The sequence below is a fragment of the Mucilaginibacter flavus genome, assembly GCF_030409315.1.
Classification (GTDB): domain Bacteria; phylum Bacteroidota; class Bacteroidia; order Sphingobacteriales; family Sphingobacteriaceae; genus Mucilaginibacter; species Mucilaginibacter flavus.
This window is the reverse complement of sequence record NZ_JAUFPS010000042.1, coordinates 1-24173: the sequence shown is the minus strand read 5'-3', so window position 1 is coordinate 24173 and position 24173 is coordinate 1. Positions and strand designations below refer to the sequence as shown.

The window sequence follows — 24173 nt, the reverse complement described above, 5'->3', positions numbered from 1 at the left end:
ATGCGTAACCTGCATTCACCTTGGAACCCGGGAACCGCGATAAACTGTAAAAGTTTCTTTCCCTTTTTGGATTTCATTCAACCAAAAAGCGATGGAAACGATCATTTTTCAGGAAACCGACCCGGATATTTTAGAGGTCTTGTATGCTGCACTGGAACTGGAAGGCTACCAGGTCTACGCGGTGCAGGATTGCGAGCCGGACTTTATCGAGATCATTGACAAGGCCCGGCCACATGTGGTCATGCTGGATTACCGGCTCAGCGGCGAGGTTTGTAAAGCATTTTGCCTGGCGATCAAAAAACACTATCCGCACCTGCCCGTACTGGCCCTTAGCTGTAACAGTAACATTAATGAGTGCTACCACCGGGATGGCTTTGACGGCTACGTGGAAAAGCCCTTCGACCTCGACCAATTGTACCGTATCCTGCGTGCACATATCCCAAAACCGGCTTGACAACGCTATCTTATGGTTATCTTGGGCGGGTCTGCCGGACCGCTCACTAAAGTAAATCTGGACCTCCTGATAAACCTGCGGGATTGAATTCCTGCCGAACTTTGTGTAATTATTTAACACGATCATGAAAAAATCAGCAACCGTATTGGTTACCGGCGGGACAGGTTTTGTGGGCCTGCGCCTTATCTTCACTTTATTGCAGCAGGGTTATACCGTCCGCACCACCGTCCGGCAGTTGAGCAGCAAGGATAAGATCATAGCCGCACTCAGCGAACATGGTATCCTTGACCTGGAACAATTGTCCTTTATCGAAGCGGAACTGACCGATGACCGGAACTGGGATGCGGCCATGCAGGGTAGCACCTATGTATTAAGTGTGGCTTCGCCGGTCTTCTTTGACATTCCGGAAGATGAAAACGAAGCGATCCGCCCGGCAGTCGAAGGTATCCGCCGGGTATTGAAATTTGCGCAGCAGGCCGGCGTCAAACGCGTGGTGATGACCTCGAACTTTGGCGCCGTCGGTTTCAGCCAGACGGATAAGACCCGGCAGACCACGGAGGAGGACTGGACCGATGTGCACTTAAAAGGCCTGTCGGTTTATGAAAAGTCAAAGACCCTCGCAGAAAAAGCCGCCTGGTACTTTATCCGCACGGAAGGCGACAGCCTGGAGCTGGCCGTTATTAATGCGGTGGCTATTTACGGGCCGGCACTGGACGCCCACGTTTCCGGCAGTTTTCACCTGCTCACCAATTTGTTGAATGGTTCGATGAAACTGGTGCCCAATATTCCGCTGAATGTGGTCGACATCCGGGATGTGGCCGAATTGCATATCCGCGCTATGATTACACCGGAAGCGAATGGGCAAAGGTTCATCGCCGCTGCTGACGGGCAGATCACCCTGCCCGGGATCGCCGCCTTGTTGAAAACCCGCCTGCCTGAGGTATCCGGCAAGGTATCGATGCGCCGGCTACCAGACCTGCTGGTCAGGTTCGCCGCGTTGTTTAATAGGAAAGCCCGGGAAGGTGTTGTATTTTTGAATATGAACCGGAACATCAGCAATGCGAAAGCCAGGCAGGCATTGGGCTGGAAGCCCATTGCCTCACAGGAAGAGGCGATATTGACAGGGGTGGCAAGTATGGCCAGGTACCGGATGATCTCATGAGCGCGATCACAGAAAACACAGCAACCAGCCTGCTCAAAGAACAGTTCATCCCCGATCACGTTTTCTGCTACGTGATCAGCGGGGAGATCCGTTTTTTTGACGGCAGCCAGAGCCACACCCTGAAAGCGGGGGAATGCGGCCTCGCCCGGAAAAATCACCTGGCCAGATTCATGGTGACCGACACCGGGGAGCGCTTTCAGCCGGTGCTGTTTTGTTTCGATGAACCTTTTTTGCGCCAGTTCCAGAGTAAGCATCGTGTAGCTGTGCCCGAGCCTGCATCCAAAGCGGCAATGATCAAACTTGGCCCAACTGTCCTGCTCGAAGCTTTTATCCGCTCCCTGGAACCATACCGCAAAGGCGTCATGGAACTGGACGAAGCCTTCGAGGACCTGAAATACGAAGAGTTGCTGATCATCCTGCTCAAAGAGCAGCCGGAACTGGCTGGACTGTTCTTTGATTTCGGCCTGCCCGGCAAGATCGGCCTCGAAGCGTTCATGAACCGGAACTACCGATTCAACGTCAGTATCAGCCGCTTTGCCTTCCTCACCGGCAGGAGCTTATCCGCTTTCAAGCGGGACTTCCGGTCGGTATTCACGGAGACGCCCGGGCACTGGCTGATCAGTAAACGGCTGGAGGAAGCGTACCGCCTGATGGTTCAGGAAGGCGCCAAGCCCTCGGCAATTTACCTGGAACTGGGCTTTGAAAGCCTGTCCCATTTTTCGGTGGCTTTCAAAAAAAAGTTCGGCTGCCCGCCGGCAGAGATATTGAACGTCTGAGGGCGATCCGAGCTTCGCCTATTTGGTAAGCGCTTACCGCTTACCTGATCGCCCGGCGCTGCAGCCGGAATGTGAGCGGGACAATGATAGCCGGCGGTTACGATGCTACATTTAACAGCCCCGCCGTGTAAAAGGAGCGCAGTCGTTTAAGCCCCATCATCAACCTGGTTTTAACGGTTCCCAGGGGCAAGCCCAGTGCTGCTGCAGCTTCGGCGTGTGTATACCCCTGGTAATAGATGAGGTTGATCACTTCCGATTCTTGCGACCGGAGTTTTTCGACACCCAACCGGATGAAATACCGGTCGGCCCGGTCATAGATCCCTTCTGCCGGAAGGGCAAGGTCTTCACATCCCTCCAGGCCCTGGGTCTGCTGGCCGTTGCGGTAGTTTTTCGAGCGGACGCGGTCGATCGCCTGGTGACGGGCGATATTCACCATCCAGGTGAACAGACGCCCTTTTTCCGGCTCATAGTGGTCGATGGATCGCCATATTTTTAAAAACGTTTCCTGTAAGATATCTTCGCTGAGCGCCTGGTCGTTCAGGATACGGCAGATCACGCCGAACAGTGAGCCGCTGTACATATCATACAATGCTTTCGGCCCGGCCGGATGCCTTTCCCGCAGCGCGCGGATCAGCATTTCTTCAGATAGTTTGAGTTTTTTTGTTTTCATAGGCAGATATGGGATTTACGAAACTTTTTAGCTGCCGGATTTGTATCAGTACAAGAAGTCCTTTAATTACCGGACGGATAATTACGGCCGCTACAATGGATTTGTCTATCTTAGAAAAATGTTACCTCAACGTCTACGTTCCTTAGCCGGGTACCTGGTGGGTACGGCGGAGAACGTCCCCCTGGAAGCCCGGGTCTTTCACGCGGTCTGCCTGATGGTCCTGTGCGGGATCGGGCTGAATGTGGCCTTTAATTTCCTGATCGGGCTGCCGGAAGTAGCCTGGCTGATGCTGGGGGTATTGATGGCTGCCGCGACCGTTTATTATACTTCCCGCTTCCTGAACCGGGTCAGTGCGGCGATGGCTGTTTTTCTTCTGGCCTGCGATCTCATACTGCCGGTCAACTATTACTATAATTCCGGGATCAACGGTCCAACCTACGCGATATTCCTGCTATGCCTGCTGGTGACCATTTCCGTGGCCCCGCGGCGCCAGTATCCGGTCTGGCTCCCGCTGAACCTGGCCGCGATGCTCGCCGTTTTCGGCTGGGATTACTTTCACCGGGACTGGCTCAAAGAAAATTATGAAAGCCGGGGCAGCCGTTACCTGGACTTTCTCTATACCTATATCATCATCGGCAGCCTGATCATCTTTATCGTGACCTATATCCGGAAAGCCTATCATGCCGAACGCGGCCTGGCCCGCGGGCGCGCGGCCGAACTGGCTGAAGCCAATGAGGTCAAAAATAAACTCTTGTCGATCATCGCCCATGACCTCAAGGAACCCCTGACCTCCATCCAGGGCTTTCTCGAACTCTTGGGGGACAAGGATATGGATGCGGCACAGCGCCGCCGGCTGGAGGCAGAACTGATGCACCGGACACGGAATGCCTCTGAATTACTCAATAATGTACTGAACTGGACACGTGGCCAGATGGACGGGCTGCGCGCCCGCCGGGTGCCGGTCAATTTAGCCGGCCTGCTGCTCCCAGTCATCCGGCTGCTGGAACCCCTGGCCGAAGAAAAGGCCATTAACCTGACCTCGGCCGTATCCCCCGCGACTTGCGTCATGGGTGATCCCGATATGCTGCAGCTGGTACTCCGCAACCTGCTCACCAACGCGATCAAATACAGCCATCCCGGCGGGGACGTCCGTATCACGGCTGAATCCTCTGTGTATTACTGCGTGATCATGGTCAGGGACAATGGTGATGGGATACCGCCCGCCCAGCAGGCCCGGCTCTTTAGCTTAGACACCCATTCGGCGCAGGGCACCCACGCGGAGAAGGGGGCCGGCCTCGGCCTCTATCTCTGCCGTGAATTCATGGAGCGGCAGGAAGGCACGATCGCTTTCACTACGGAAGCGGGCAAAGGGACAACTTTTTCCGTCAGCCTGCCCTGCTGCCGCGAGTCGGAAACCCCGTACTCTAAAAGATAAGCCCCGATATAAGGCCCTTATTAAGGTATGGGGCGAACTAAAAATAAAGTCCCCGATGCGCTCGCCGCCCGGGGACTTCAACCTAAACCTTATCACAATGAGGCCGGTAAGGATACCGGCCCGTTATAATAGCTGCAAATGTACCGTAAAAAGACGGCTTCCGGGCTATCAAGATGGGGCAATCTACCGCCGCTATTCATGCCACACGGCCTCCCTTACAAAATTTAATGTCATGAACATGCAGAGGGAGGGAGGGGTTTAGCAGCAACCTTAGTGCGGATCACTAACGAAACCTATGGCAAACTGCCATGCTCAGGCCGGTCTGATCAGCCAGTCCAGTGCCGTTTGCTTATCGTCAAAGAACGCGACCTGCACCGCGTCATATGCCGAGGGCAGGCTTTTGTTGGCGGCGATCCGGCTGAAAGTGCTGGGCGAATAGATCCAGGCAAACTTTTTAAGGCCGGCCTCAGCCATGGCCGGGAACCAGATCTCAGCTCCCCAGTCCGAAGCTTCGGACCAGTTGCCCTTGACTTCAGTATTGTCATTCAGTACCCAATGACAGTCGTTCTTTTGCAGCAGGTCCAGCATGATACCGCAGCCTTTGACCACCGAATCGTAGTTCTGGTAACCCAGCCAGCTGACATCAAGATAATGTTGAGGCGCCTGGTGGCGGATACGGATATAATCACCTTCATAAAAGCTGTGGCCGTCGCCTGCCAGGTCGTGAAACTCTTGTTGTCCGCTCAAGGGCAGCAGAAAGTAAAAGGTGGAACCTTCCCCGGGCTGGCTTTCGATCCAGAAACTGCCGCCGTGGCGCTTCACGATCTCGTTTGAAATGAAGAGGCCCAGCCCCAGGCCCTGGAAGCGGGCCGAAGAATTGTCGACGCGGTAAAAACGGTCGAACAATCCCTTGAGATGTTCTTCCGGAATGCCGATCCCGAAATCCTGAACAGAGACGATGATGTTCTGATTTTCCAGGGCGCAGCTTAAAACGACCCGGTCGGCACCCGGTGAATATTTGATCGCATTATTCAGCAGGTTGACCAGTACCTGTTCCAGCCGGTGCTGGTCGCCGCGGTAACGGATCTCGCATTGGGTGTTGATCTCCAGGCGATGGGTGCTGGTGGTCTGACGTATGCTCTCGACCGTATCGGTCAGCAATTGCCCGAAATCAAAGTCCTCTTTATTATAGACCATTTTACCGGCATTGATCTTGGAAACATCCAGCAGGTCTTCGATCAAACGGCCGAGGCGCTCGAGTTGCCGTTCGGCTTTTCCTACAAAAGGATTGGGTTTGGCCCCGGCCTCTCGTTTGCTGAGCTGGAAAAAAGCTTTGATCGTGGTCAGCGGGGTTTTCAGTTCATGGCTGGCGATACTGATAAATTCATCTTTTTTATTTTCGTTCGTCTTTTGCTGCTGGATATTGGTATTGGTGCCCACCCATAGTTGTACCTCATCATCTTCGATCAGCGGCAGGGCCCGGCTTAAATGCCAATAATAGTTGCCATCGGCAAATTTCACGCGGAACTCGGTCAGGTACTCTTTCCTGGTCCGCAGCGAACGTTCCCATTTGGCTAAAACCCCGGCCAGGTCATCCGGATGAAGAAAGGCCTGCCAGCCCTGGCCAACGATGAGTTCGGCCGCCATGCCGAAATCGGCGGCTACTACTGCATTAACATAATCGAGCGCACCGCTGGGTTGCGCCGTCCACACTTGCTGTGGCATGGCGTTGAGCAAAAACCGGAAACGTTTTTCACTGGCTTCCGTATGCTGACGGGCGATGACCTGCGCTGTTACGTCGATGGTGATGGCGATCACGCCCTGCACTGTGCCGTCGGCCCGGCGGTAAGGTTCATAAACAAAATTCTGGTAAACGATGTCTTCCCGGCCGTTTCGGATCAAAGTGACCGGCATTTCACTCGCATGGTAGGCTTCGCCCTTCTCATAGACATCGGTCAGGATCTGTTCCAAACCCTGACCGCGGACCTCGGGTAAAGCCTCGAAGACCGGCCGGTGGAGCACTGAGGCGGCAGGTTTCCCCCAAAGGTCGATCATTCTGGCATTAGCGACGCTGATTACCTGGTTAGGGCCGAGCATGATGCACATGGCGACCGGTGCCTGAAGGATCATATTCTGCAGATCGCGTTCGCTCCGCTCGACCTGTTGTTTGGCAGTGACCACATCGGTTACGTCGGCCGCCGTATTCATCACCCCGTAAACCTGGCCATCTTGTGCAAAAAGCGGCGTAAAACTGTAATTGAAATAAAAGATCTTTAAATGGCCGTCGATCATCAGGTCGACCCGCTGGTTGCGCGCATGAAAAGCGGTCCCGCTGGTAAATACCTCGTCCAGTTGTTCGTATATACCGGTGCCGGCCAGCTCAGGTAAGACGTCGGCATAGGTGCGTCCGATCACCTCATGGCCCTTGCCCCAAACTTCAAGAATGGAATGATTGGCCAGTTCGATGCGCATTTCCCGGCCCTCATAGACGCCGATCGGGAAAGGGGCACTCTCCACGATGCTGCGCACTTTATGTTCACTGTAAGCCAGATCGCTCAGGATCTCCTGCAAACGGTTCTGGCTCTCCAGCAGCTCTTCGTTGGTCGCCGATAGTTCTTCGTTTATGGAGGAGAGTTCCTCATTCAGTGCCTGCAGGGCGGTTTCACTTTTGGTCAGCTCATCCGTACGCCGCCTGACCTTATTTTCGAGATCCGCATTAAAACCGGCCAGTTGCGCCTGGGTTTGATTCAGCTGCTCATTACTGGCAAAGAGTTCTTCGTTGACCGAAGCCAATTCTTCGTTCAGGGCTTGCTCGCGGCTCAGCGCATCGCTTTGTAACTTGATATTGGTGATCGCTTCCTCCCCGGCCAGGTGCTCGGTCACGTCGGCGGCAGTATGCAGGATAAGCGGGTTAGCGCCGTCCCGTCCGGCGATCAGGCGGTAATGGTAACGATAATAACGTTTGTGTAAAAGCCCGCCGGTTAGGATTTCTGCCGGGATGGTCCCTTCATTAGGTACCCCCGTTCGCCATACTTCCTGCAGCATGGCTTTGATGGGCTGCCCTTTCAGTTCCGGCACGGCTTCCTCCAGTTCCAGGCCGATAATGTCCGGATCTTTTCCCCAGAAAGCCAGCATCGCGGCATTGGCAAATTCGATCCGGATGTCTTCACCGCTGTAGATGGCGGTGGCTTCCCCTGTTTCCTGGGCAAGCGCCCACAATAAATTGGCAGTATCCGGTCGTGCGTTCATGAAGGCCATAGGTCAATAACGCCAAATTCCTGCAAAAGTTTGGGACCAGCGGAGGACCCTCAGCGGGCGCTGCGCTTTTTACTCAAAGTGACACTGAACCCGGCTTATCCAGGTCCTGTGTTAGCGCGGTGATCTCCATGATCACACGGTCAAGGTCTTCAGCCGATTTTTTCAGCATCGGGATGATCTCGGCATTGGGTGAATCATTAGGGTCGCAAAGCTGCGCAAGTCCGAGGATACTGGCCACCGGCGCGCGCACGCGGTGCGACTGTATCCAGGCGATCTCCCGCAGCCGTTTGTTTTGCTCTTCGATCTGGTGCAGGTACTGTTGTGCGTCGGTGATATCCCGCAGGAAACAGTTCACGCCGATGACCGACTGATGGATGTCCCGGATCGGGTTAAAGCTGAGCTCTTCGAAAACCTGCCGGCCATCCAGCTCACGTTGCCGGACCAGGCTGAAGGCCTCGCCCTTAAAGGCACGCTCATAGCTTTCGAAAAAAACGGCTACACGCTCTTGTACAAAATCGGCGTTGCTGACCTCCTCCTCGCCTTTGCCGGTGAGTTCTTTGACGCGTGTCCAAAAAGCCTGGTTGCCGGTGATGATCCGGGACTGCAGGTCGACCGACCAGATCAGGTCGCGCGTGTTATTGATGATCGCGCGCAGGTTCTGACCGTCATTATAGATCTTTTCCTGGATCTTTTTCTGTTCGGTAATATCTACAAAATAAACGGCGATGCCTTCTTTGGTGGGATAAACGCTCATCGAGCCCCAGACCCCCAGCGGTGCATAGTACCCCTCAAATTGTACGCTGATCCGCTCGTTCATGGCCCGTTCATATTCGGCATAGAACCTTCCGTCCCGGGAATTCGGGAAAAAGTCCCACAGGTTTTTGCCCAGGATGTCTCCCTTGGTGCAGCACAAGGTTTTTTCGGCTGCTTTGTTGATATACGTTACCTCCCAGCGGCTGTTCAGCGCGTAAAACCCATCCGTTATACTATCAAGCATATTTTCCAGTTCGGCGCTCTTTTCGGCCAGCGCTGTTTCAGTGCGGACCTTCTGGTCAATATCGATCACCAGGGTCTGTTTGGCCGGCAGTCCTTCAAAGACGGTGTGGTGAGAAAAGATGCGCACGAAAAAGGTTTCCCCGTTCTTTTTCCGGTGCAGCCAGCGCCCCGCGTCGGCATAGCGGTCCGGCACCTGGCCGACAGCTGCTAAAAAAGCCGGCACTTCTTCCGGCGGTCGGATGTCGGTGATCTTCAACTGTAAGAACTCGGCCTGGCTGTAACCGTACTGTACGGTCGCCGCGCTATTGACCGCCAAAAAACGGAAATCCCGGCTGTCGAAAATAAACATGGGGACCGGTACTTCGTCGAACAGGCGGCGGTAATCATCCCGGGTCTGGCGGACCTCAGTCGCCTGGCGGCTGATGCGCCGGTACAGGATCAAGCTCACCAGCAGGATGACGATAAGATAGTTCAGGCTCCGGAACAAATCCCGGTGCGCCGGCGCGTACGCCAATGCCAGCCGGCTGATCAGCGGATCGGCGATGAAAGCCCAGCCCAGCGCCGCAGCAATAATGATCAATTGGTTCTTCAATGCCGACAAACGTTCCATGGTCCTCACCCTCCTTTTACGCGAATTAACAACTTTAAGTTGTAAACCGGCCAATTTATACATGATAGAAAGCGAACTTGATCGATCAGGGCCAGCAGATTGCTGATTCCCTTTACCATTGTATGCGAAGAGCTATAAAGATCTGCGTATCGATAGTTTCACCCGGCTGAAACAATGCTACCTAACAGCCTGTTGCCTGTACATGAGTGAAAAAGATCAGTTTTCGGGATTTGCCCGGAAAAATCCTCGAACGCAAGACAATAGAAACCAAAGCAATAAAATAAAGTATTAACAGTAAGTCCCCGCCGGACTACCGCCGGGGACCTTTTTATTGGTAGACTTATTTAATAGCCAACAGATCCACTTTTTCGATCACCGGTGGCGCGGCCAGTAATTCATCCGCCCGGGCTGCCAGGGCTTTGGGGATCTCGCCGCCCAAGTGTGCCTCGCGGCCGGCTTCATCAGCAAAGGTATCAAATATGCCAAAAGTGGACGGACCGAGTTGCAGCGCGTACCAGCGGATCGTGCCTGGTTCGGCTTCGGCCAGGGGCAAAGCGCTTTTAAGCAAGTCAGCAACTTGCTGCTCTTTACCGGGTTTGGCCTCCAGGCGGGCCAGTAATGCTAATTTTTCCATTTGATTATTTTTAAGTAGTAGGTTATCGGCGGCAATCTACCGCCGCTATTGATGCCACACTAATAGTGCCACGATCTATCCATTGACTTTATCGCCCGCTTAGTGCGCGCCTGTCTATTGATCCCGGCCTCTGATAGCTTTTAAAACTTTAACGAATAAAGCAACGTATACAAGCTATTTTGATTATTTAGCCACACCTCGCAGCAACGCGGCCAATCCTTTAAATACTTTATATGAACAAACTTTTAAAAAAGTACGAAGGCATGGTCTGCGCCAATATTTTGGGCTCAGCTGAAGCAGATGACCGGGAACTTGGTTACTGGCAGGATCAATTATTTTGTCATTTCCTGGCCTATTGCTGGCCGATCAGTCTGATCGCGCTAATACCCGGCGTGTATATGGCCCTGCGGGACGGCCTGCCCGTTATCGCCGCGGTGGACCTGACTAGTTTCAGCCTTATTTTTTTCGTCACATTCGTTCCCGGCCTGACCCTGCGTATGCGCAAAATAACGGTCATTACGGTCTTTTATACGCTTGCTGTATTTCTGATCAACACGCTGGGCTATCTCGGACCGGGTGTGTTCTATCTATTTTTCATCACGGTGCTGGCGGCCCTGTTCTTTCCGGTACGCTACGCGGTATTTTCTGTGCTCAGCAACGCCGTCTTGCTGGCTATATTCAGCACGGTGATCGCATTCAAACTCTTCGATTCTGCGCTGATATCGGAGTACAGCACCGGCAAATGGATCGCTTTCAGCGCCAATCTGGTTTTTGCCAGCGCGGTGACCATTTTACTGATCGACCGCATTTTTAAAGGTCTTCAGCTCACCATCACTAATAAGACTCAATTGCAGGAACGTTACCAGCAGATTTTTTACAAAAGCCCGCTGCCGATGTGGTTGTTCGATACGGATACCTTTCAGTTCCTGGACGTCAACGAAGCGGCCCTTAAACATTATGGCTACTCCAAACCGGAATTCCTGGCAATGACCATTATGGATATCCGGCCGGCCGAAAGCGTCCGGCAAACAGCGGAGCTGGTGCGTGCCAATAAACTGTCGGGGCAATACTACGGCGGCGTTTCACAGCATTTAAAAAAGAACGGTGAAATGATCTACGTGAACATTGAAAGTAACCTGTTGAACGTCGACGGCCGTCAGGTGCGGCTGGTGCAGGCGGCCGATATTACCATCCAACTGGAACATCAACTGGAAGTGTTCGAGGCTAACCGGAAGGTAAGGGATTCCGAGTCTAACTTACGGGCTTTGTTTGACAGTGCGATCGACGGCTTCGTATTGCTGGATGAAAAAGCGGTGATCAAATTGTTCAACCCTAAGGCGCTTGATGCTATGCGTTTCAACAAGGGACAGCGTCCTTTTGAAGTAGGGTGTAGTATTTTTGACTATGTGGAAACTTCACGGATAGCCTATTTCAGGGAGATTATTGCCAGAGTTTATCAGGGAGAGACGATCGACTACGACCGCATGTTCCGGACACGGGGTATCGTAAGTTGGATACGCTACACGGTCACACCGGTTCTGGACGAACAGCGGGTTTCCGGTGCCTGTATTACGGGCCGGGATGTAACGGCGCGGAAATTGTACCTGCAGTCGGTGGAGGAACAAAATAAAACGTTCAGAGAGATCTCCTGGATGCAGTCGCACCTGGTACGGGCCCCCCTGGTAAGGATCATGGGACTGCTGCCAATGCTTTCGGAAGCTGTACAGGAAAAGGAAAAAGCGGAGATCATCGATTATCTTAAGGTCTCTGCAGGCGAACTCGACGCGGTCATTCACCAGATCACCGAAAAATCCGCGGCGATCATCGCTAAATACCCGGCGCCTGACGAAAGTGAATAAGCGGCAGTTCGAACCAGGCCGTGGTACCCTGGCCGGGGGAACTGGTCAGACCGATCTCACCGTCGTGCCGCCGGACGATCTGCCGGGAAATAAAAAGGCCGAGGCCCAGTCCGGCATATTTTTGCGAGGCGTCATGCCCCCGTGAAAACTTTTCAAAGATCAGTTGCTGGCGCGCCGCCGGCAAACCGATCCCTTCATCACTGACGCTGCATCTGATCTTTTCGTCCTGGCTCAAACTGATAGTGATCTTCGACCCCTGCGGTGAATACTTCACTGCATTCGTCAATAAGTTAAAGATCACCTGCTCCAACCTTAGCTTATCACCGTTAACCATTAATTCTCCGGATGATAGGACCGTGAATATCCTGTCTTTGGCCGCAGGTTTAATCTCCTCCAGGCATTCCTCGACTGCTTGACGCAAGGAAAAAACGGAATAATTCAGGGACATCATGCCGGCTTCAAGACGGGTTACGTCCAGCAGTTCCTCCACGATCAAACTCAATTTTTTGACCTGCCGGGTAGCCATGCCTACAAAGGATTTCACCTTTTCGGGTTTGAACTGATCGTCAGGCAGGCTGTTCAGCACCTGCAGCGATGCCTTCATGCTGGTGATCGGCGTTTTCAACTCGTGGCTGGCGATGCCTAAGAATTCATCTTTTTTTCGCGACAGAAGATCAGCCGTTTCCTGCACCGCTTTTTGTTCCTGGATATTGGTGCTTGACCCGATCCAGAGCACGACCTCTCCCGCCTCGTTTTTATGCGCGTACGACCGGGTCAGGTGCCATTCATAGTTGCCCTGCGCATTTTTGAACCGTTGCTCCAGTTCCAGATCTTCGCCGGTGGCGACCGCTTTTGTCCAAAGGCTTTTGGCCAAGGGGAGATCATCGGGATGTATCGCGGCCCATATCGATGCCTGCACTTCTTCGAAGGTGCCGGCGCCCAGGTAATCGAACCATCCTTTATTGTAATAATTCGCTTTGCCGTCAGGACCACAGGTCCAGATCTTATGCGGAAGGGAATCTGCCAGAAAACGGAAGCGCCGTTCACTTTCCCGGAGATCAGCATTCGTTTTAACCATATCGGTCACATTGAAACCAAAGGTGGCTACGCCGTCGATCTCGCCGAGTTCATTGAGTAAAGGCTCCACTACCAGGTCGAACCAGGCTTCTTGCGGCTTGTCGCTTTCCGGGCGGTTAAAATTTAATTTGAAGGCTTTGGCGGTAAACCTTTCACCGGTCCGGTAAACATTTTCCAGGATCTCCGCCCCGGCGTTAACCTGAAATTTGTCGGCTGTCTCGCGCAGCGTCAATCCCAGGTGCGCTTTTGTACCCGCATAATCCTGAGCCGTCTGATTACTGAATTCCAGCCGGAGTTCCGGCCCGCGGCGTATAGAGATCATCGACGGCGCGTTCATCAGCAGGCGCTGCAGCTCTTCTTTTTGCTTCAGGACGTATAAACTCAGTTCTTCCTCGCGCAGGCGTGCCTGGTGCCTGTGTGAAATGTCGATAATATAGGTTATCGCGTCCGCCAGGTCATCTCCGTCCAGCAAGGCGGAGGCCACGACAACGTGGACAGCCGAACCATCTTTGCGGATATATTCCTTTTCAAATGGTTCGCAGAAACCCTGTGTCCGGAGTTGCTCAACAGCCCGGGCCGAGACGGCCTGATAGGTTTCGGGCGTCAGGATTTTCCAACTGACCAATTCATTTTTCAAGTCATCGGCCGTATAACCGATCATGTTAAGGAAAGAATCGTTGGCTTGGGTGACCACCCCGTCCAGCCGGGTAAAAAGCAAACCGACAATGCCGGCGTTATAGACTTTGTCGAACCGGGATTGGCTTGTTTTGAGCTTTTTTTCAACAGCGCTTTTCTGTCGGGCAGTTCGGACCAGCAGAAAGAACAGCACACCAATGGTCAGCAGACTGGCTAAAAGGCTGCCTTCGTTACCACTTCCGCTGTAAGTGACAGGATGATAGTGGTAAAGAAGATAACCGGTTCCCAGGCATAAAAAGGTTGCCGGGAGCATGAAACGGTCCATGGCCCGGAACCCGCTACGGTTGTAGCCGGCCTTTCCCAGGATGGTTCCGGCAATCGACCGGCCTTTGGTGAATAATCGCATAGTAAACTTGTTTAAATAGTAGGCATTGCACTCGGTATTAAAACAACGTAACTAAAATGTATTAAATTACTTAGGCCGGTATAATATCGGATCTGACCGATTTGTTTTGATTTTTCCCGGAAGGAATGAAAATATTTTACGAGTCGTAATAAAAAAATATTGGGAGGTACCAATATCGGCTTTAATTCTGGCCGAATTCTGAAGAAAACCCGATCGCTGAAATATTTTAGGAACGATGAGCAGAAGGCCTCAAAACGACACGCCCAATTGCAAACCAGTGCTTACTGAAGCAGGTTGATCATTGCCGAGCCTTACCGGGAAAGGCACGGAAACAAAAAGGCTGGCATCTTTGCCTTTTTTAATGACTTGGTTAAATACCGGCGTGACGCCGAAGCGCCCATTGGTTTCGAAAGCCAGGCGGCCGATAAAAGTAAAGCCATGCTTAAAGCGGAACATCGCGCCGGGATGGAAAAGTACCGAACTCACTTTAGCACTATTTTTTTCAGTTCGGATAGTGGGCGCCACTTCAAAGCTTATCCCGAAGTGATCGCTTTTCAACAGGTTCATCCCAAATGGAAAGCCGACCACATAGACGTTTCCAAAATTGCCGCTCAGGTTGCCGCCGGATAAAGTGGCCAATGGGTGCAGGATACTGAAATAACCACTGACTTTGGGATACGTGGCGGGTTGCTGGGCAAAACTGGCCTCGAAAATGGCCAGCAATAAAAGGGTAATGTAAATATGTTTAACCATACTGAAAGTTTTAACGGCAGCAATACTAGGGAATGCCCGGCCCCTAAACTTGTACGGAATTATCTATTTGTACCGGCTTTACTTTTCAGGATACTTTTTTTATAAACAGAGGGGTTTTGACCGGTCTGTTTTTTAAAGATCCTGTTAAAATGGCTCTGGTCGGAAAAACCGGTGAGGTAAGCGATCTCGGTTAAGGAGTAAGCTGAATCAGTCATTAAGCTGATCGCTTTTTCTATCCTTAGCTTTCGGATATAATCACCAAAAGTTAGGTTGTCAAAATACTTGGAAAACTCACGGGATAAGTAAGTTGGATTGATCTCCAACTCTTCGGATACCTGCTGCAGGCTCAGGGTCATATTGGTATCGAGTTGATCCTGGATCATCTCCTTGAGTTCCGTAGCCCATTCCGGGGCCTTCCTGGAATTGCTTTGCTTAATGTACTTATGGAACACTTCCAATAGCATTTGCTCAACCGGGCCGGCCTGGGTATGCTTCAATTGGTGCAGGTGTTTAGCCCAGCTATATAGCCCATCATAAATGGTCATGCCCAATTCCAGCAATTCCAGATCATCCTTAATGTTATAAGCTAATCCTGAAAAGAGCGCTTCGAGTCCGGCAGATTGCGGCGCAAAATCAGGACGATCGGTATCAGCGCCACGAACGATGGCCGCGATCCTGTTGAGCGCCGCGTCTTTAAGCCCGTGCTTTTTAATAAAATAATCGAAGGTACATTGATCATTATAATGCGTGTACTCCACCTGAGGCAGATCAAAAGGTATGGCACCTAACTCATCGGCTTTGGTTAAAACCTCTTCAAAGGGTACAAAAATGATCTCCGCTTCAGCATCAATGAACCGCCTGATCAGCCAGGGGCAGGCGATTCGGTCGATCTTCGGGCGTTCACGGGTGATCCATTTCATTTGCCCACAAATGTAAGCACTCAGCGCCAAATTATGGGAAAAGGCTGACAGTCGGCCATCGCGGAGCCCGTACCTTTGTCCTATGGCAGCAATCAACTATTCGGTACTTGACCTGGCGACCGTTATCGAAGGACATACCATCGCGGACAGTTTCAATTACAGCGTCGCGAATGCGCAACAGGCGGAAGCTTTGGGCTACACCCGCTATTGGTTCGCGGAACATCATAACATGGTGAGTGTAGCTAGTTCGGCCACCAGTTTAGTAATCGGGCATATTGCGGGGCATACGTCTACCATACGCGTAGGCTCGGGCGGCATTATGCTGCCTAACCATTCACCCTTGGTGATCGCCGAGCAGTTCGGTACATTGGAAACGTTCTATCCCGGGCGGATCGACCTCGGCCTTGGTAGAGCGCCGGGCAGCGACCAGGCGACCGCGCTGGCCATACGCGGCGAGAACATGAATGCGGCCTTTCACTTTCCACAGGATGTAGAATCCCTCCAGCATTATTTTGCCGGCGATCATCCGAACGGCGTCAGCGCCGTTCCCGGCGAAGGCTTGGACATCCCGATCTGGATATTGGGTTCCAGTTTAGACAGTGCCAAGCTCGCCGCCGCAAAGGGACTGCCCTATGCTTTTGCCAGCCACTTCGCGCCGGCCTATTTTTTACAAGCTATCGAGCTATACCGCAATACATTCAAACCTTCCCGGTATTTAGCGGAGCCTTACGTCATGGCTTGTGTAAACGTAGTCGCGGCCGATACCGATACCGAAGCGCAATACCTGGCCACTTCCTTAAAGCAATTATTTAAAGGGATCATTACCGGCAGAAGGCAGCCATTACCGCCGCCGGTAGATAGCATGAATGGTATCTGGAGCACGGCCGAACGTGAAGCTGCTATGCAGATGCTGACTTATTCCTTTTTTGGCAGTAAGAACACGGTTCAAACGCAATTAAATGACTTCATCAGCCGCACCGGCATCAATGAACTGATGGCCACTTCGCATATCTACGACCAGGATGCTCGGCTAAAGTCCTACCGCTTGCTGGCAGAAGCTTTAAATGCTTAAATTAGGGCATGGAAGATCCGGAAAAATTGGACCGCATTGTGGAAGCGTGGATGAAACTCAAAGCGCGCTTCGAGCAGCAGATGCAGGCCACGCCTTCGATGGCGGATGACCTGCCGAAAGGCTCGGGTAAACCGAACCGCCATGGCATGCCTGCCATTCCCATCGGGCAGACCGCCACGGTCAAATGGCCGGTGCTGGACCTGGGTTACCATCCCAAGATCTCGCAAGAACGCTGGCGGCTGAGCATTGACGGTGCAGTGGAACACCCCGTGGTATTGACCTGGAAGGATTTTTTAGCCCTGCCGCAAACCAAAGACACCTCTGATTTCCATTGCGTGACCACCTGGTCCAAGTTGAACATGCACTGGAAAGGTGTCAGCCTGCTCGACCTGGCCGCCCTCGTACAGCCCAAAGCCGAAGCCACCCATTTGCTCTGCCATGGTTATGATACTTACACCACCAATATCGCGCTCGAAGAAGCGCTGAAGCCGGACGTGCTTTTAGTGCACACGTTCGAGGGTCAGCCGCTGCCCGAAGAACACGGCGGCCCTTGCCGCATGATCACCCCGCAGCTATATGCCTGGAAAGGCGCCAAATGGATCAAGCGTATCCAGTTCCTGACCGAGAACAAACTGGGCTTCTGGGAAGAGCGCGGCTATTCCAACACGGCTTATCCCTGGCGGAACGACCGCTACGACGACTGATCAGGAAGCCTGTTTTAATTTGGCTGCCATGCTCATGGTAGTATGCGGCACCGCGCGTAAACGCTCGGCCGGGATCAAGGTTCCTGTTACCTTGCAAATACCGTAGGTCTTGTTTTGAATGCGGACCAGCGCCGCTTCCAGCTGCTCGATGAACTTTTTCTGCCGGGCCGCTAATTGGTTGGTCTGTTCCTTTTTATAGGTCGCCGAACCGTCCTCCAGCGTTTTACCGGCAATGGCCGCATCATCGCCATTGCTGTTCGATGAACTCAAGACGGCGGTCAATTCACCCAGTTCTTCCCTGGCTATTTTGATCTTATTTTCTATCAGCTGCTGAAATTCCCGTAGCTCGCTATCGCTATAGCGGGTCTTGTTGTATTCGTTTTGCATGTGCTTTCAACAACAAACCACGAAGATGGTTTGCTAAAAGCCTTTAATGTTCATGCTTCGTCCAAACCAGTTTGGAGACATCGTAGCCTAAGCCCTGGGCTTGCTTAAGGTAAGCGCTCTGAATTGCCGGCGGGATACTTTTTTCACGCGACAATAGCCATAAATAGTTCAGGTTATTCCCGGCTACCAGGGCGTAACGATATCCCGGGTCCACGGCGATCACATTGTAACCGGCATAGAACGGTCCAAAGAAAGATACCTTCAGGCGGCCTGTGCTGGCATCTTTGACCGGTTTGGCTTTACCGATGCTTTCTTTCCATTTTTGCTGGACATAATTATAGCCTTTATTATCCACCCGGATCGAGCCGTCCGCGTTCAGCGAGTAGGTCGCGCTGACATCCGACAGGTTCTTTTCGAACTTGAAGTCCATACGCGCGATCTCATACCAGGTACCCAGGTACCGCTGCTGATCGAAAGGTTGCACGGCTTTAGCGCCTTTGGGTATGGCTACGCAAGAATTTAAGAATACTGCCACAGCCGCCGCACCTATACCGGCGACGAGGCCGATCTCCCAGTTTTTTAGTTTCATACCGGATTAACGCCTGAAACGCCGGTATGTTTAACGCGCTGCTGCGAACTATTTACCCGCGAGTTTGTTGAACGCATATGAATAATTTTTTCCGTGGTATCATTGCGGCCTGGGGCGCCAAAAAACTGGGCGGCGGCTGTCTGTCCACTATTGTGATCTTTGTGGTCATTTATATGCTGCTGGGCAAATGCAATAACGATCCCCGTGCCGAAACGATCAAATCCAAGCCGGTGGCTGTTTGCGGAAAAGCATCCCGCCCATAATACGGCATGGTGCTTGTAACTTTCTGATGAACAGGTTATAAACACCACTACCACGATGACCTCGGATGATTTCAGAACCCTTAGCTACACCGACAAAACAGAAGCTGTTTTAACGGGAACTTACCTGGCTGCCCGGTCGGATGAACATTATTTTATCAAACTATATAACGTCGAGAATTTTTACTTGGAGATATTCTTCGACAGCCGCAGCCAGTTGATCATCCATTTCCGCGCATTTGAGCATACGCTTTTTGTGCTGCCCTACCTGGAAGATCTAAAGATCGCGGTTTAAGCGGAGTGTTCCCCCCGGATCTTTTCCCGGTGCTGCTTACCCCATTTGATCATTTCCAGGATAATGTCGCCGAAGCTCTGGCAATAATCGGTCACGGTATATTCGACCAGCACCGGCGTATCTGCGGTCACGGTGCGCTTGAGCAATTGATTTGCTTCCATTTCTTTGAGCTCGCGTGAAAGCATGCGGGTCGTGATGCCGGGAATACTCCGTTCGATATCGCGGAACCGCTTATTCCCGTTGCATAAGGAGTTGATGATAGGCAGCTTCCACTTACCGCAAATGACATAGATCGTGTCCTGCAGAGCCTGAACCTCTTCCCGTTGGTTGCGCGGGTCCGATAAGATAGCCGCCGCTTTTTCCTGTTTCGTCATATTGGTATACTCGGTGATACTGGTAACAAAGTTATACCAATTCCACGATAGATTTGCAGCATGGAAACACTAAAAAACAAAATAGCCCTGGTTACCGGGGGTAACAGCGGCATCGGCTATGCGACTGCCATGGAATTAAAAGCACAGGGTGCTACCGTCATCATCACGGGCCGTCGCCAGGAAGCGGTAGACACGGCGGCTGCGGAATTAGGCGTGACCGGCCTGATTGCCGACCAGTCCAGCGTCGCACAAATAACAGCACTCGCGCAACAAGTCAGCGCGAAATTCGGTAAGATCGATATCCTGTTCATCAACGCCGGCATCGTCGGTACTGCCACCATTGCGGAAACTACAGAAGAATTATTTGACAGCGTTTTTGATATTAATTTTAAGGGCGCCTATTTCACCCTCAGCAAATTTATTCCTTTGCTCAACGATGGTGCTTCAGTCGTATTGCTATCCTCCAACACCGCCAGTATGAACGGGGTCAATTCTTCGGTGTACTCTTCCGGCAAAGCGGCGCTGAACGCGGTGATGAGGATCGCGGCGCTGGAACTGGCGCCACGCCGTATCCGGGTCAATGCGGTCAGCCCGGGGCCTACCAAAACCGAGATCCTGAACAAGCTGGGCCTGGACGAAGCGGCGCGAAAAGGGCTGGATGACTGGATGATCGAAAGGATCCCGCTGAAAAAGATCGGTACGGCGGACGACGTCGCCAGGATGGTGGCCTATTTTTGCGGCGATGGGGCCAGCTTCATTACCGGAGCCGAAGTGGTCATGGATGGCGGGATGTCGCTGGCTTAACTAAACAAAGTCCGGGGCAATGCGTTCTTCCTTAAAAGGAGGAACCATGCCCTGGCCAAAAGGAGAATACCCGCCATCTTATAAGAACCAACCCAAATACCTGCGCGACAAGGGGGTCGAGATCGCCAACGAGGTATTAAAGACCACGCACAACGAAGGCGAAGCGATCGCCACCGGCCTCAAGCAGGCCCGCATCCATTTTGAACACCACCCGGAAGAAGTGCCGGCCGGACGAAAGAAAAAAGCATGAGCGACCTGAAACGTTTTTTAGAAGCCCAGCTGCGGGACTATGCGACAGCCTTGAGCGAGATCAAAACCGGGCGCAAGCGCAGCCACTGGATGTGGTATATCTTTCCGCAGATCGATGGCCTGGGTTACAGCGATATGGCCAAGCGCTACGCGATCAAAGACCTGGCGGAAGCGACTGACTATTTGGCGCACCCGGTACTTGGAAGCCGTTTAAAGGAAATTACTGCGGCGCTATTGCAACTACCCGGCAACAATGCCAACCAGGTCATGGGCAGTCCGGATGACCTCAAGCTGCGCTCGTCGATGACCCTATTTGCCTTAGTGGAGGGTAATGATTCCGTTTTCGATCAGGTACTCAAAAAATTCTTCGACGGGCATAAAGACCCGGCAACGTTGCAACTCGTGCGGTAAACTTAATATTCCTTTTCTACCGTGATCTTGAGGGTTTCCGGCAAGCAAGGATGGCTTTGTAAATAGGCGGTGCGTTGCTGCCCGGTCAGGTTACCATTCAGCCAGGTCTTCACATCGCCACGCTCCAGGATCGCCGGCATCCGGTCATGGATCTCGGCCATCGCCCGGTTCGGCGGCATGGTGATCATCAGACAAGTCGGCAGCAATACATTCGTATCTATATCCATCCAGATATCCCATAACCCCGCGATATAAAAAGGCTTGCCATCCGCCCGCTCGACTTTATAAGACTTCTTCTGCTCCTTATTGTATTCAAAAAAGGCTTGTATCCGGATCACGCAATGTTTCTTCCCCAACTGCTGACGCCAAACCGTATGCAAATTATCGATCTTCGCATGCTTATGCCTGGCGTGGATCTGCTCATCATCCGCTGTCAATAAACCCCAGCGGTATTGCTGCACCTTATCCGGCAAGGCATCGGTCACCACCGTCAGCATACTCCCCGGGTTACCGGTGCTATTCGGTTTGGGCTTGAATTGCCGGCCATCCCGGCCAGTGATCATGATATCTTTTTGTTCGCCTACTAAAACTCTTCCGCACATAATAAATCCTAACGAACAAAATTACTAATTATTTTAGTAATTAATTGAATTTATTAACTCAAACGATTTTGGAGTTCATTCCTTATTGCTTTTATGAAACGTTTGCTTTGCCTTTTACTCCTGATCTCCTCGACGGCCCTGGCCCAGCAGGATATCATGTTAAGTACTTACCCGTATCCTTATGCGGTCAGTTACCTGGACTTGAACAGCCAGCACCAGCAATTAAAGATGGCTTACATGGATGTGAAGCCGCAAAGTCCGAATGGTCAGGTGGTCGTACTTCTCCACGGCAAAAACTTTGGTGGTGCTTACTGGAAAACGACGATAGCGGCGCTAAGCAAAGAAGGCTATCGTGTGATCGCACCCGACCAGATCGGTTTCGGTAAATCGTCGAAGCCAGTAGGTTACCAGTTCACCTTCCAGCAACTCGCCATCAACACCAAGGCGCTGCTTGATCAATTGGGTATCAAAAAAATCTTCTTACTCGGTCATTCCATGGGCGGCATGCTCTCTATGCGTTTCACCTTAATGTATCCGGAAACAGTTGCTAAACTCATTCTGGAAGATCCGCTCGGATTGGAAGATTGGAAACGCATGGCACCTTACGCATCGATCGATTCCAATTACCGAAAAGAAATGAGAACCGATTTCGCGTCGGCCAAGAAATATCAGCAGGAAAACTATTACCATGGCACCTGGAAACCCGAATATGATGAATGGGGCAAACTGCAAACTGCCGCTGTAGGCGACCCGCAATATCCCATAGTGGCGATGAACAATGCGCTGACTTCCGACATGATCTTTACCCAGCCGGTCGTTTATGAACTGAACCTGATCACAGTACCGACACTGCTGATCATTGGCAGCCTGGACAAAACCGCGATCAATAAGGACCTGGTCAAAGACCCGGCGGTGAAAGCACAGATGGGCAATTATCCCAAAATCGCTAAAGCAGCACAACAACAGATACCAGGTTCGCAACTTGTCCTGATCGACGGCGTGGGACACCTGCCGCACATCGAAGCCTTTGACCGCTTCATCGGGCCCTTGGAAACCTTCCTGAATAATTAAAGTGCAACGCCGGTCAATCGCGCACATTCGGCCAGTAAGCGATCCTGCGCTTTAACATCGTCGGCCGCACGATTGTACCGTGCCTGCTGCTGATGGTGAAAATACTGACCGCTTACCCGTGTTGCCTGGTCGTCGCTGGTGGCAAGCCAAACCTGTGTTTCATAGCCCTTTTGCAGATCATCCGGCGCCCCAGCACCGCCCATTTTGGTGGGTACCCAACCCGGATCGACCGCATTGGCATGAACGTCCGGCCATTTCCGCGCCAGCACTTTAGCCAGCATCAGTACATGCAGCTTAGTGTCTGAATAAGACGGCAGCTCCGTCCAATCCGGCTTGCCGGATAAATGCATGCCCGAACTTAAATAGATCAGGCGTTCGGGTTTGTGCATCAGCGCCGTCAGTAGATAAGGAGCCAAGGTATTGACATCTAATAATTGCTGCGCGCTGGTCTGATACACACCGGCATTATGAATAACCGCGTCAAAAGTGAATGCATTCGCCTTTTCACCCAGCGCTTTAATTTCATCCAGATCAGCCAAGTCCGCGATCAGCACGTGCTTGGCGCCGGGTATTTGTTTCAAAGCTTCCTGTCCACGCTTTTCATTACGCGCGTGAAGTACGACTTTATGTCCTTGTTTAATCAATTCCTTTGCCGCCAGCAGCCCTAAGCCATCGGCCGAACCGGTGATAAATACTTTTGCCATTAAAAATTACGTTTTGTTAGCGCACTTTTTAATCAATCAACAATCCTGCCATGATAGGCAATACCAATTCGTCGATAGAAAGGGGGCATTGGTCTACATGTTGCAGACCGTTGGCTATTAAACCCGGATATTTGTTGCGGATTACTTAGGTTTAAACAATTCGGGTTACGGCCTGTGAATAAAATAAGAATAATTATCATGAAGAAATGGACTTATGGCACGCTTTTGCTGAGCGGGATCACGGCCTGTCTGGCTTTTAATTTAAGCAGACCGGCTAACCAAACCGCGGTCATTGTAAAAACGGCTAATACCTTTTTAAATTCATTAAGCGCGGAGCAGCGCAGTAAAATATCCTTCCCCTTTACGCCGCAGAAAGCGGCAGTTTCGGCCAAATTTGCCCGGAACGGAAATGCCGGCGGCCAGGGCGGCCCTCCTCCGGGTGGAGGTAACCGGCAAGGCCCCCCGCAGGGCGGCCCTCCAGGTGGTGGCGGTGGCCGGGGCGGTCAGTTTCCGGGTTTTATTGGCGAGCAATACGGGCAGGCGGTCTGGTCGAACTATCCGGTCAGCGACGTACCGCGTCCCGGTTTGCGATTGGGTAGCTTGAATGCTGCGCAGCGCGAAGCGGCAATGAAGCTTTTACAAGCCTTGTTAAGCGCTAATGGTTATGAAAAGGTCATGGAGATCATGGGCTCCGACCAGGCTCTGAAAGACGGCGGCACGAATTTCGATTCGGGCAAGGATGTTTACACGCTGGGTATTTTCGGTACACCTAACGAAAAGACGCCCTGGATGGTAGAATTCGGCGGGCACCATTTGGCGCTTCATATCGTGATCGCAGGTGCCCAGGGCGCACTAACACCGGCGCTGACCGGCGCGCAGCCCTCGGTCTATCAGTCCAACGGGAAGACCGTGCGGGTACTGGCTGGAGATTCTGTTGAACTTGACCACCACATTCCGGCGCAAGCTGACCACCCATTCCGGGCGAAACTGACCAGTGCATTCCGG

General features: G+C 52.2%; 26 protein-coding genes. 14 read left to right on the top strand and 12 right to left on the bottom strand.

All coding sequences use genetic code 11. The features are described 5' to 3' along the window. The first annotated feature begins 91 nt into the window (after positions 1-91). The 3 genes from QWZ17_RS21310 (at position 92) to QWZ17_RS21300 (ending at position 2392) form a co-directional block, all read left to right on the top strand. Positions 92-454, top strand: coding sequence for a response regulator (locus QWZ17_RS21310; RefSeq protein ID WP_290307337.1), 363 nt, complete (start codon positions 92-94; stop codon positions 452-454). A 124-nt stretch (positions 455-578) separates the two neighbouring features. Next, a complete protein-coding gene (locus QWZ17_RS21305) occupies positions 579-1616 on the top strand; it encodes an SDR family oxidoreductase (protein WP_290307336.1) in 1038 nt (345 codons plus the stop codon). Then, positions 1613-2392, top strand: coding sequence for an AraC family transcriptional regulator (locus QWZ17_RS21300; RefSeq protein WP_290307335.1), 780 nt, complete (start codon positions 1613-1615; stop codon positions 2390-2392). Before QWZ17_RS21305 ends, QWZ17_RS21300 begins: the two co-directional genes overlap by 4 nt. Before the next feature lie 97 nt (positions 2393-2489). Here the strand turns inward: QWZ17_RS21300 and QWZ17_RS21295 are convergent, their stop codons facing one another. Further along, complete coding sequence (locus tag QWZ17_RS21295; RefSeq protein ID WP_290307334.1) at positions 2490-3062, bottom strand: RNA polymerase sigma factor; 573 nt, start codon at positions 3060-3062, stop codon at positions 2490-2492. Between the two features lie 118 nt (positions 3063-3180). Here QWZ17_RS21295 and QWZ17_RS21290 point away from each other — a divergent pair, with 118 nt between their 5' ends. Next, the gene (locus tag QWZ17_RS21290; protein ID WP_290307333.1) at positions 3181-4497 is read left to right on the top strand and encodes a sensor histidine kinase; all 1317 of its coding nucleotides are present in this window, start codon (positions 3181-3183) and stop codon (positions 4495-4497) included. Positions 4498-4809: 312 nt separating this feature from the next. On the opposite strand, the gene QWZ17_RS21285 is transcribed toward QWZ17_RS21290, so the two are convergent. The 3 genes from QWZ17_RS21285 to QWZ17_RS21275 form a co-directional block, all read right to left on the bottom strand. Next, the gene (locus QWZ17_RS21285; RefSeq protein ID WP_290307332.1) at positions 4810-7755 is read right to left on the bottom strand and encodes a PAS domain-containing protein; all 2946 of its coding nucleotides are present in this window, start codon (positions 7753-7755) and stop codon (positions 4810-4812) included. A gap of 73 nt (positions 7756-7828) precedes the next feature. Further along, the gene (locus tag QWZ17_RS21280; protein ID WP_290307331.1) at positions 7829-9361 is read right to left on the bottom strand and encodes a PAS domain S-box protein; all 1533 of its coding nucleotides are present in this window, start codon (positions 9359-9361) and stop codon (positions 7829-7831) included. 340 nt (positions 9362-9701) lie between these two features. After that, the gene (locus QWZ17_RS21275; protein ID WP_243483068.1) at positions 9702-9995 is read right to left on the bottom strand and encodes a putative quinol monooxygenase; all 294 of its coding nucleotides are present in this window, start codon (positions 9993-9995) and stop codon (positions 9702-9704) included. Between the two features lie 233 nt (positions 9996-10228). Between QWZ17_RS21275 and QWZ17_RS21270 the strand changes: the two genes are divergently transcribed. Then, the gene (locus tag QWZ17_RS21270) at positions 10229-11854 is read left to right on the top strand and encodes a PAS domain-containing protein (protein ID WP_290307330.1); all 1626 of its coding nucleotides are present in this window, start codon (positions 10229-10231) and stop codon (positions 11852-11854) included. Here the strand turns inward: QWZ17_RS21270 and QWZ17_RS21265 are convergent. The 3 genes from QWZ17_RS21265 to QWZ17_RS21255 all read right to left on the bottom strand — a co-directional run bounded on the left by QWZ17_RS21265 (position 11823) and on the right by QWZ17_RS21255 (position 15646). After that, positions 11823-13973 carry an ATP-binding protein gene (locus tag QWZ17_RS21265; protein ID WP_290307329.1) on the bottom strand — a complete coding sequence of 717 codons (2151 nt, stop codon included), beginning with the start codon at positions 13971-13973 and terminating at the stop codon, positions 11823-11825. The genes QWZ17_RS21270 and QWZ17_RS21265 overlap by 32 nt on opposite strands. A 249-nt stretch (positions 13974-14222) precedes the next feature. Continuing rightward, positions 14223-14726: a hypothetical protein gene (locus QWZ17_RS21260; protein ID WP_290307328.1), complete on the bottom strand. Its 504-nt coding sequence runs from the start codon at positions 14724-14726 to the stop codon at positions 14223-14225. 59 nt (positions 14727-14785) lie between these two features. Then, positions 14786-15646: a chromate resistance protein ChrB domain-containing protein gene (locus QWZ17_RS21255; RefSeq protein ID WP_290307327.1), complete on the bottom strand. Its 861-nt coding sequence runs from the start codon at positions 15644-15646 to the stop codon at positions 14786-14788. Positions 15647-15728: 82 nt separating this feature from the next. On the opposite strand from QWZ17_RS21255, the gene QWZ17_RS21250 reads away from it, so the two are divergent. Then, on the top strand, positions 15729-16718 hold the full coding sequence (locus QWZ17_RS21250; RefSeq protein ID WP_290307326.1) for an LLM class flavin-dependent oxidoreductase: 990 nt from the start codon (positions 15729-15731) through the stop codon (positions 16716-16718). 8 nt (positions 16719-16726) lie between these two features. After that, positions 16727-17422, top strand: a complete 696-nt coding sequence (locus tag QWZ17_RS21245) for a molybdopterin-dependent oxidoreductase (RefSeq protein ID WP_290307325.1) — start codon at positions 16727-16729, stop codon at positions 17420-17422. On the opposite strand, the gene QWZ17_RS21240 is transcribed toward QWZ17_RS21245, so the two are convergent. Both QWZ17_RS21240 and QWZ17_RS21235 read right to left on the bottom strand, forming a co-directional pair. Then, positions 17423-17809 (bottom strand): TraR/DksA family transcriptional regulator, encoded by a 387-nt coding sequence (locus QWZ17_RS21240; RefSeq protein WP_290307324.1) that lies wholly within the window; start codon positions 17807-17809, stop codon positions 17423-17425. Positions 17810-17852: 43 nt separating this feature from the next. Beyond that, positions 17853-18398 carry a lipocalin family protein gene (locus QWZ17_RS21235; protein WP_290307322.1) on the bottom strand — a complete coding sequence of 182 codons (546 nt, stop codon included), beginning with the start codon at positions 18396-18398 and terminating at the stop codon, positions 17853-17855. 77 nt (positions 18399-18475) lie between these two features. Here QWZ17_RS21235 and QWZ17_RS21230 point away from each other — a divergent pair, with 77 nt between their 5' ends. After that, on the top strand, positions 18476-18661 hold the full coding sequence (locus QWZ17_RS21230; protein ID WP_290307321.1) for a hypothetical protein: 186 nt from the start codon (positions 18476-18478) through the stop codon (positions 18659-18661). Between the two features lie 55 nt (positions 18662-18716). Then, on the top strand, positions 18717-18953 hold the full coding sequence (locus QWZ17_RS21225; protein ID WP_290307320.1) for a hypothetical protein: 237 nt from the start codon (positions 18717-18719) through the stop codon (positions 18951-18953). Here the strand turns inward: QWZ17_RS21225 and QWZ17_RS21220 are convergent. Next, positions 18950-19327, bottom strand: coding sequence for a winged helix-turn-helix transcriptional regulator (locus tag QWZ17_RS21220; protein ID WP_290307319.1), 378 nt, complete (start codon positions 19325-19327; stop codon positions 18950-18952). The two genes, QWZ17_RS21225 and QWZ17_RS21220, sit on opposite strands and share 4 nt — an antisense overlap. Before the next feature lie 60 nt (positions 19328-19387). Here QWZ17_RS21220 and QWZ17_RS21215 point away from each other — a divergent pair, with 60 nt between their 5' ends. Genes QWZ17_RS21215 through QWZ17_RS21205 form a run of 3 tightly spaced genes read left to right on the top strand, consistent with a single transcriptional unit; the run spans position 19388 to position 20791 of the window. Next, positions 19388-20131 carry an SDR family oxidoreductase gene (locus tag QWZ17_RS21215; RefSeq protein ID WP_290307318.1) on the top strand — a complete coding sequence of 248 codons (744 nt, stop codon included), beginning with the start codon at positions 19388-19390 and terminating at the stop codon, positions 20129-20131. Between the two features lie 46 nt (positions 20132-20177). Then, on the top strand, positions 20178-20381 hold the full coding sequence (locus QWZ17_RS21210) for a DUF2188 domain-containing protein (RefSeq protein WP_290307317.1): 204 nt from the start codon (positions 20178-20180) through the stop codon (positions 20379-20381). Continuing rightward, positions 20378-20791, top strand: coding sequence for a DUF1810 domain-containing protein (locus QWZ17_RS21205; RefSeq protein WP_290307316.1), 414 nt, complete (start codon positions 20378-20380; stop codon positions 20789-20791). The genes QWZ17_RS21210 and QWZ17_RS21205 overlap by 4 nt, the downstream gene beginning before the upstream one ends. Positions 20792-20793: 2 nt before the next feature. Here the strand turns inward: QWZ17_RS21205 and QWZ17_RS21200 are convergent, their stop codons facing one another. Then, entirely contained in the window at positions 20794-21393 is a 600-nt protein-coding gene (locus QWZ17_RS21200) for an SOS response-associated peptidase (RefSeq protein WP_290307315.1), read from the bottom strand. 93 nt (positions 21394-21486) lie between these two features. Between QWZ17_RS21200 and QWZ17_RS21195 the strand changes: the two genes are divergently transcribed. Beyond that, positions 21487-22464, top strand: coding sequence for an alpha/beta fold hydrolase (locus QWZ17_RS21195; RefSeq protein WP_290307314.1), 978 nt, complete (start codon positions 21487-21489; stop codon positions 22462-22464). Here the strand turns inward: QWZ17_RS21195 and QWZ17_RS21190 are convergent. Next, on the bottom strand, positions 22461-23168 hold the full coding sequence (locus tag QWZ17_RS21190) for an SDR family NAD(P)-dependent oxidoreductase (protein WP_290307313.1): 708 nt from the start codon (positions 23166-23168) through the stop codon (positions 22461-22463). The genes QWZ17_RS21195 and QWZ17_RS21190 overlap by 4 nt on opposite strands. A 198-nt stretch (positions 23169-23366) precedes the next feature. Here QWZ17_RS21190 and QWZ17_RS21185 point away from each other — a divergent pair. Next, on the top strand, positions 23367-24173 hold an 807-nt coding region (locus tag QWZ17_RS21185), incomplete at its 3' end, for a DUF3500 domain-containing protein (protein WP_290307312.1).

Excerpts from the sequence above, each read along its gene's own strand:
- QWZ17_RS21310 (WP_290307337.1), top strand. The coding sequence starts at position 92 with ATGGAAACGATCATTTTTCAGGAAACCGACCCGGATATTTTAGAGGTC.
- QWZ17_RS21305 (WP_290307336.1), top strand. The coding sequence starts at position 579 with ATGAAAAAATCAGCAACCGTATTGGTTACCGGCGGGACAGGTTTTGTG.
- QWZ17_RS21300 (WP_290307335.1), top strand. The coding sequence starts at position 1,613 with ATGAGCGCGATCACAGAAAACACAGCAACCAGCCTGCTCAAAGAACAG.
- QWZ17_RS21295 (WP_290307334.1), bottom strand. The coding sequence starts at position 3,062 with ATGAAAACAAAAAAACTCAAACTATCTGAAGAAATGCTGATCCGCGCG.
- QWZ17_RS21290 (WP_290307333.1), top strand. The coding sequence starts at position 3,181 with ATGTTACCTCAACGTCTACGTTCCTTAGCCGGGTACCTGGTGGGTACG.
- QWZ17_RS21285 (WP_290307332.1), bottom strand. The coding sequence starts at position 7,755 with ATGGCCTTCATGAACGCACGACCGGATACTGCCAATTTATTGTGGGCG.
- QWZ17_RS21280 (WP_290307331.1), bottom strand. The coding sequence starts at position 9,361 with ATGGAACGTTTGTCGGCATTGAAGAACCAATTGATCATTATTGCTGCG.
- QWZ17_RS21275 (WP_243483068.1), bottom strand. The coding sequence starts at position 9,995 with ATGGAAAAATTAGCATTACTGGCCCGCCTGGAGGCCAAACCCGGTAAA.
- QWZ17_RS21270 (WP_290307330.1), top strand. The coding sequence starts at position 10,229 with ATGAACAAACTTTTAAAAAAGTACGAAGGCATGGTCTGCGCCAATATT.
- QWZ17_RS21265 (WP_290307329.1), bottom strand. The coding sequence starts at position 13,973 with ATGCGATTATTCACCAAAGGCCGGTCGATTGCCGGAACCATCCTGGGA.
- QWZ17_RS21260 (WP_290307328.1), bottom strand. The coding sequence starts at position 14,726 with ATGGTTAAACATATTTACATTACCCTTTTATTGCTGGCCATTTTCGAG.
- QWZ17_RS21255 (WP_290307327.1), bottom strand. The coding sequence starts at position 15,646 with ATGAAATGGATCACCCGTGAACGCCCGAAGATCGACCGAATCGCCTGC.
- QWZ17_RS21250 (WP_290307326.1), top strand. The coding sequence starts at position 15,729 with ATGGCAGCAATCAACTATTCGGTACTTGACCTGGCGACCGTTATCGAA.
- QWZ17_RS21245 (WP_290307325.1), top strand. The coding sequence starts at position 16,727 with ATGGAAGATCCGGAAAAATTGGACCGCATTGTGGAAGCGTGGATGAAA.
- QWZ17_RS21240 (WP_290307324.1), bottom strand. The coding sequence starts at position 17,809 with ATGCAAAACGAATACAACAAGACCCGCTATAGCGATAGCGAGCTACGG.
- QWZ17_RS21235 (WP_290307322.1), bottom strand. The coding sequence starts at position 18,398 with ATGAAACTAAAAAACTGGGAGATCGGCCTCGTCGCCGGTATAGGTGCG.
- QWZ17_RS21230 (WP_290307321.1), top strand. The coding sequence starts at position 18,476 with ATGAATAATTTTTTCCGTGGTATCATTGCGGCCTGGGGCGCCAAAAAA.
- QWZ17_RS21225 (WP_290307320.1), top strand. The coding sequence starts at position 18,717 with ATGACCTCGGATGATTTCAGAACCCTTAGCTACACCGACAAAACAGAA.
- QWZ17_RS21220 (WP_290307319.1), bottom strand. The coding sequence starts at position 19,327 with ATGACGAAACAGGAAAAAGCGGCGGCTATCTTATCGGACCCGCGCAAC.
- QWZ17_RS21215 (WP_290307318.1), top strand. The coding sequence starts at position 19,388 with ATGGAAACACTAAAAAACAAAATAGCCCTGGTTACCGGGGGTAACAGC.
- QWZ17_RS21210 (WP_290307317.1), top strand. The coding sequence starts at position 20,178 with ATGCCCTGGCCAAAAGGAGAATACCCGCCATCTTATAAGAACCAACCC.
- QWZ17_RS21205 (WP_290307316.1), top strand. The coding sequence starts at position 20,378 with ATGAGCGACCTGAAACGTTTTTTAGAAGCCCAGCTGCGGGACTATGCG.
- QWZ17_RS21200 (WP_290307315.1), bottom strand. The coding sequence starts at position 21,393 with ATGTGCGGAAGAGTTTTAGTAGGCGAACAAAAAGATATCATGATCACT.
- QWZ17_RS21195 (WP_290307314.1), top strand. The coding sequence starts at position 21,487 with ATGAAACGTTTGCTTTGCCTTTTACTCCTGATCTCCTCGACGGCCCTG.
- QWZ17_RS21190 (WP_290307313.1), bottom strand. The coding sequence starts at position 23,168 with ATGGCAAAAGTATTTATCACCGGTTCGGCCGATGGCTTAGGGCTGCTG.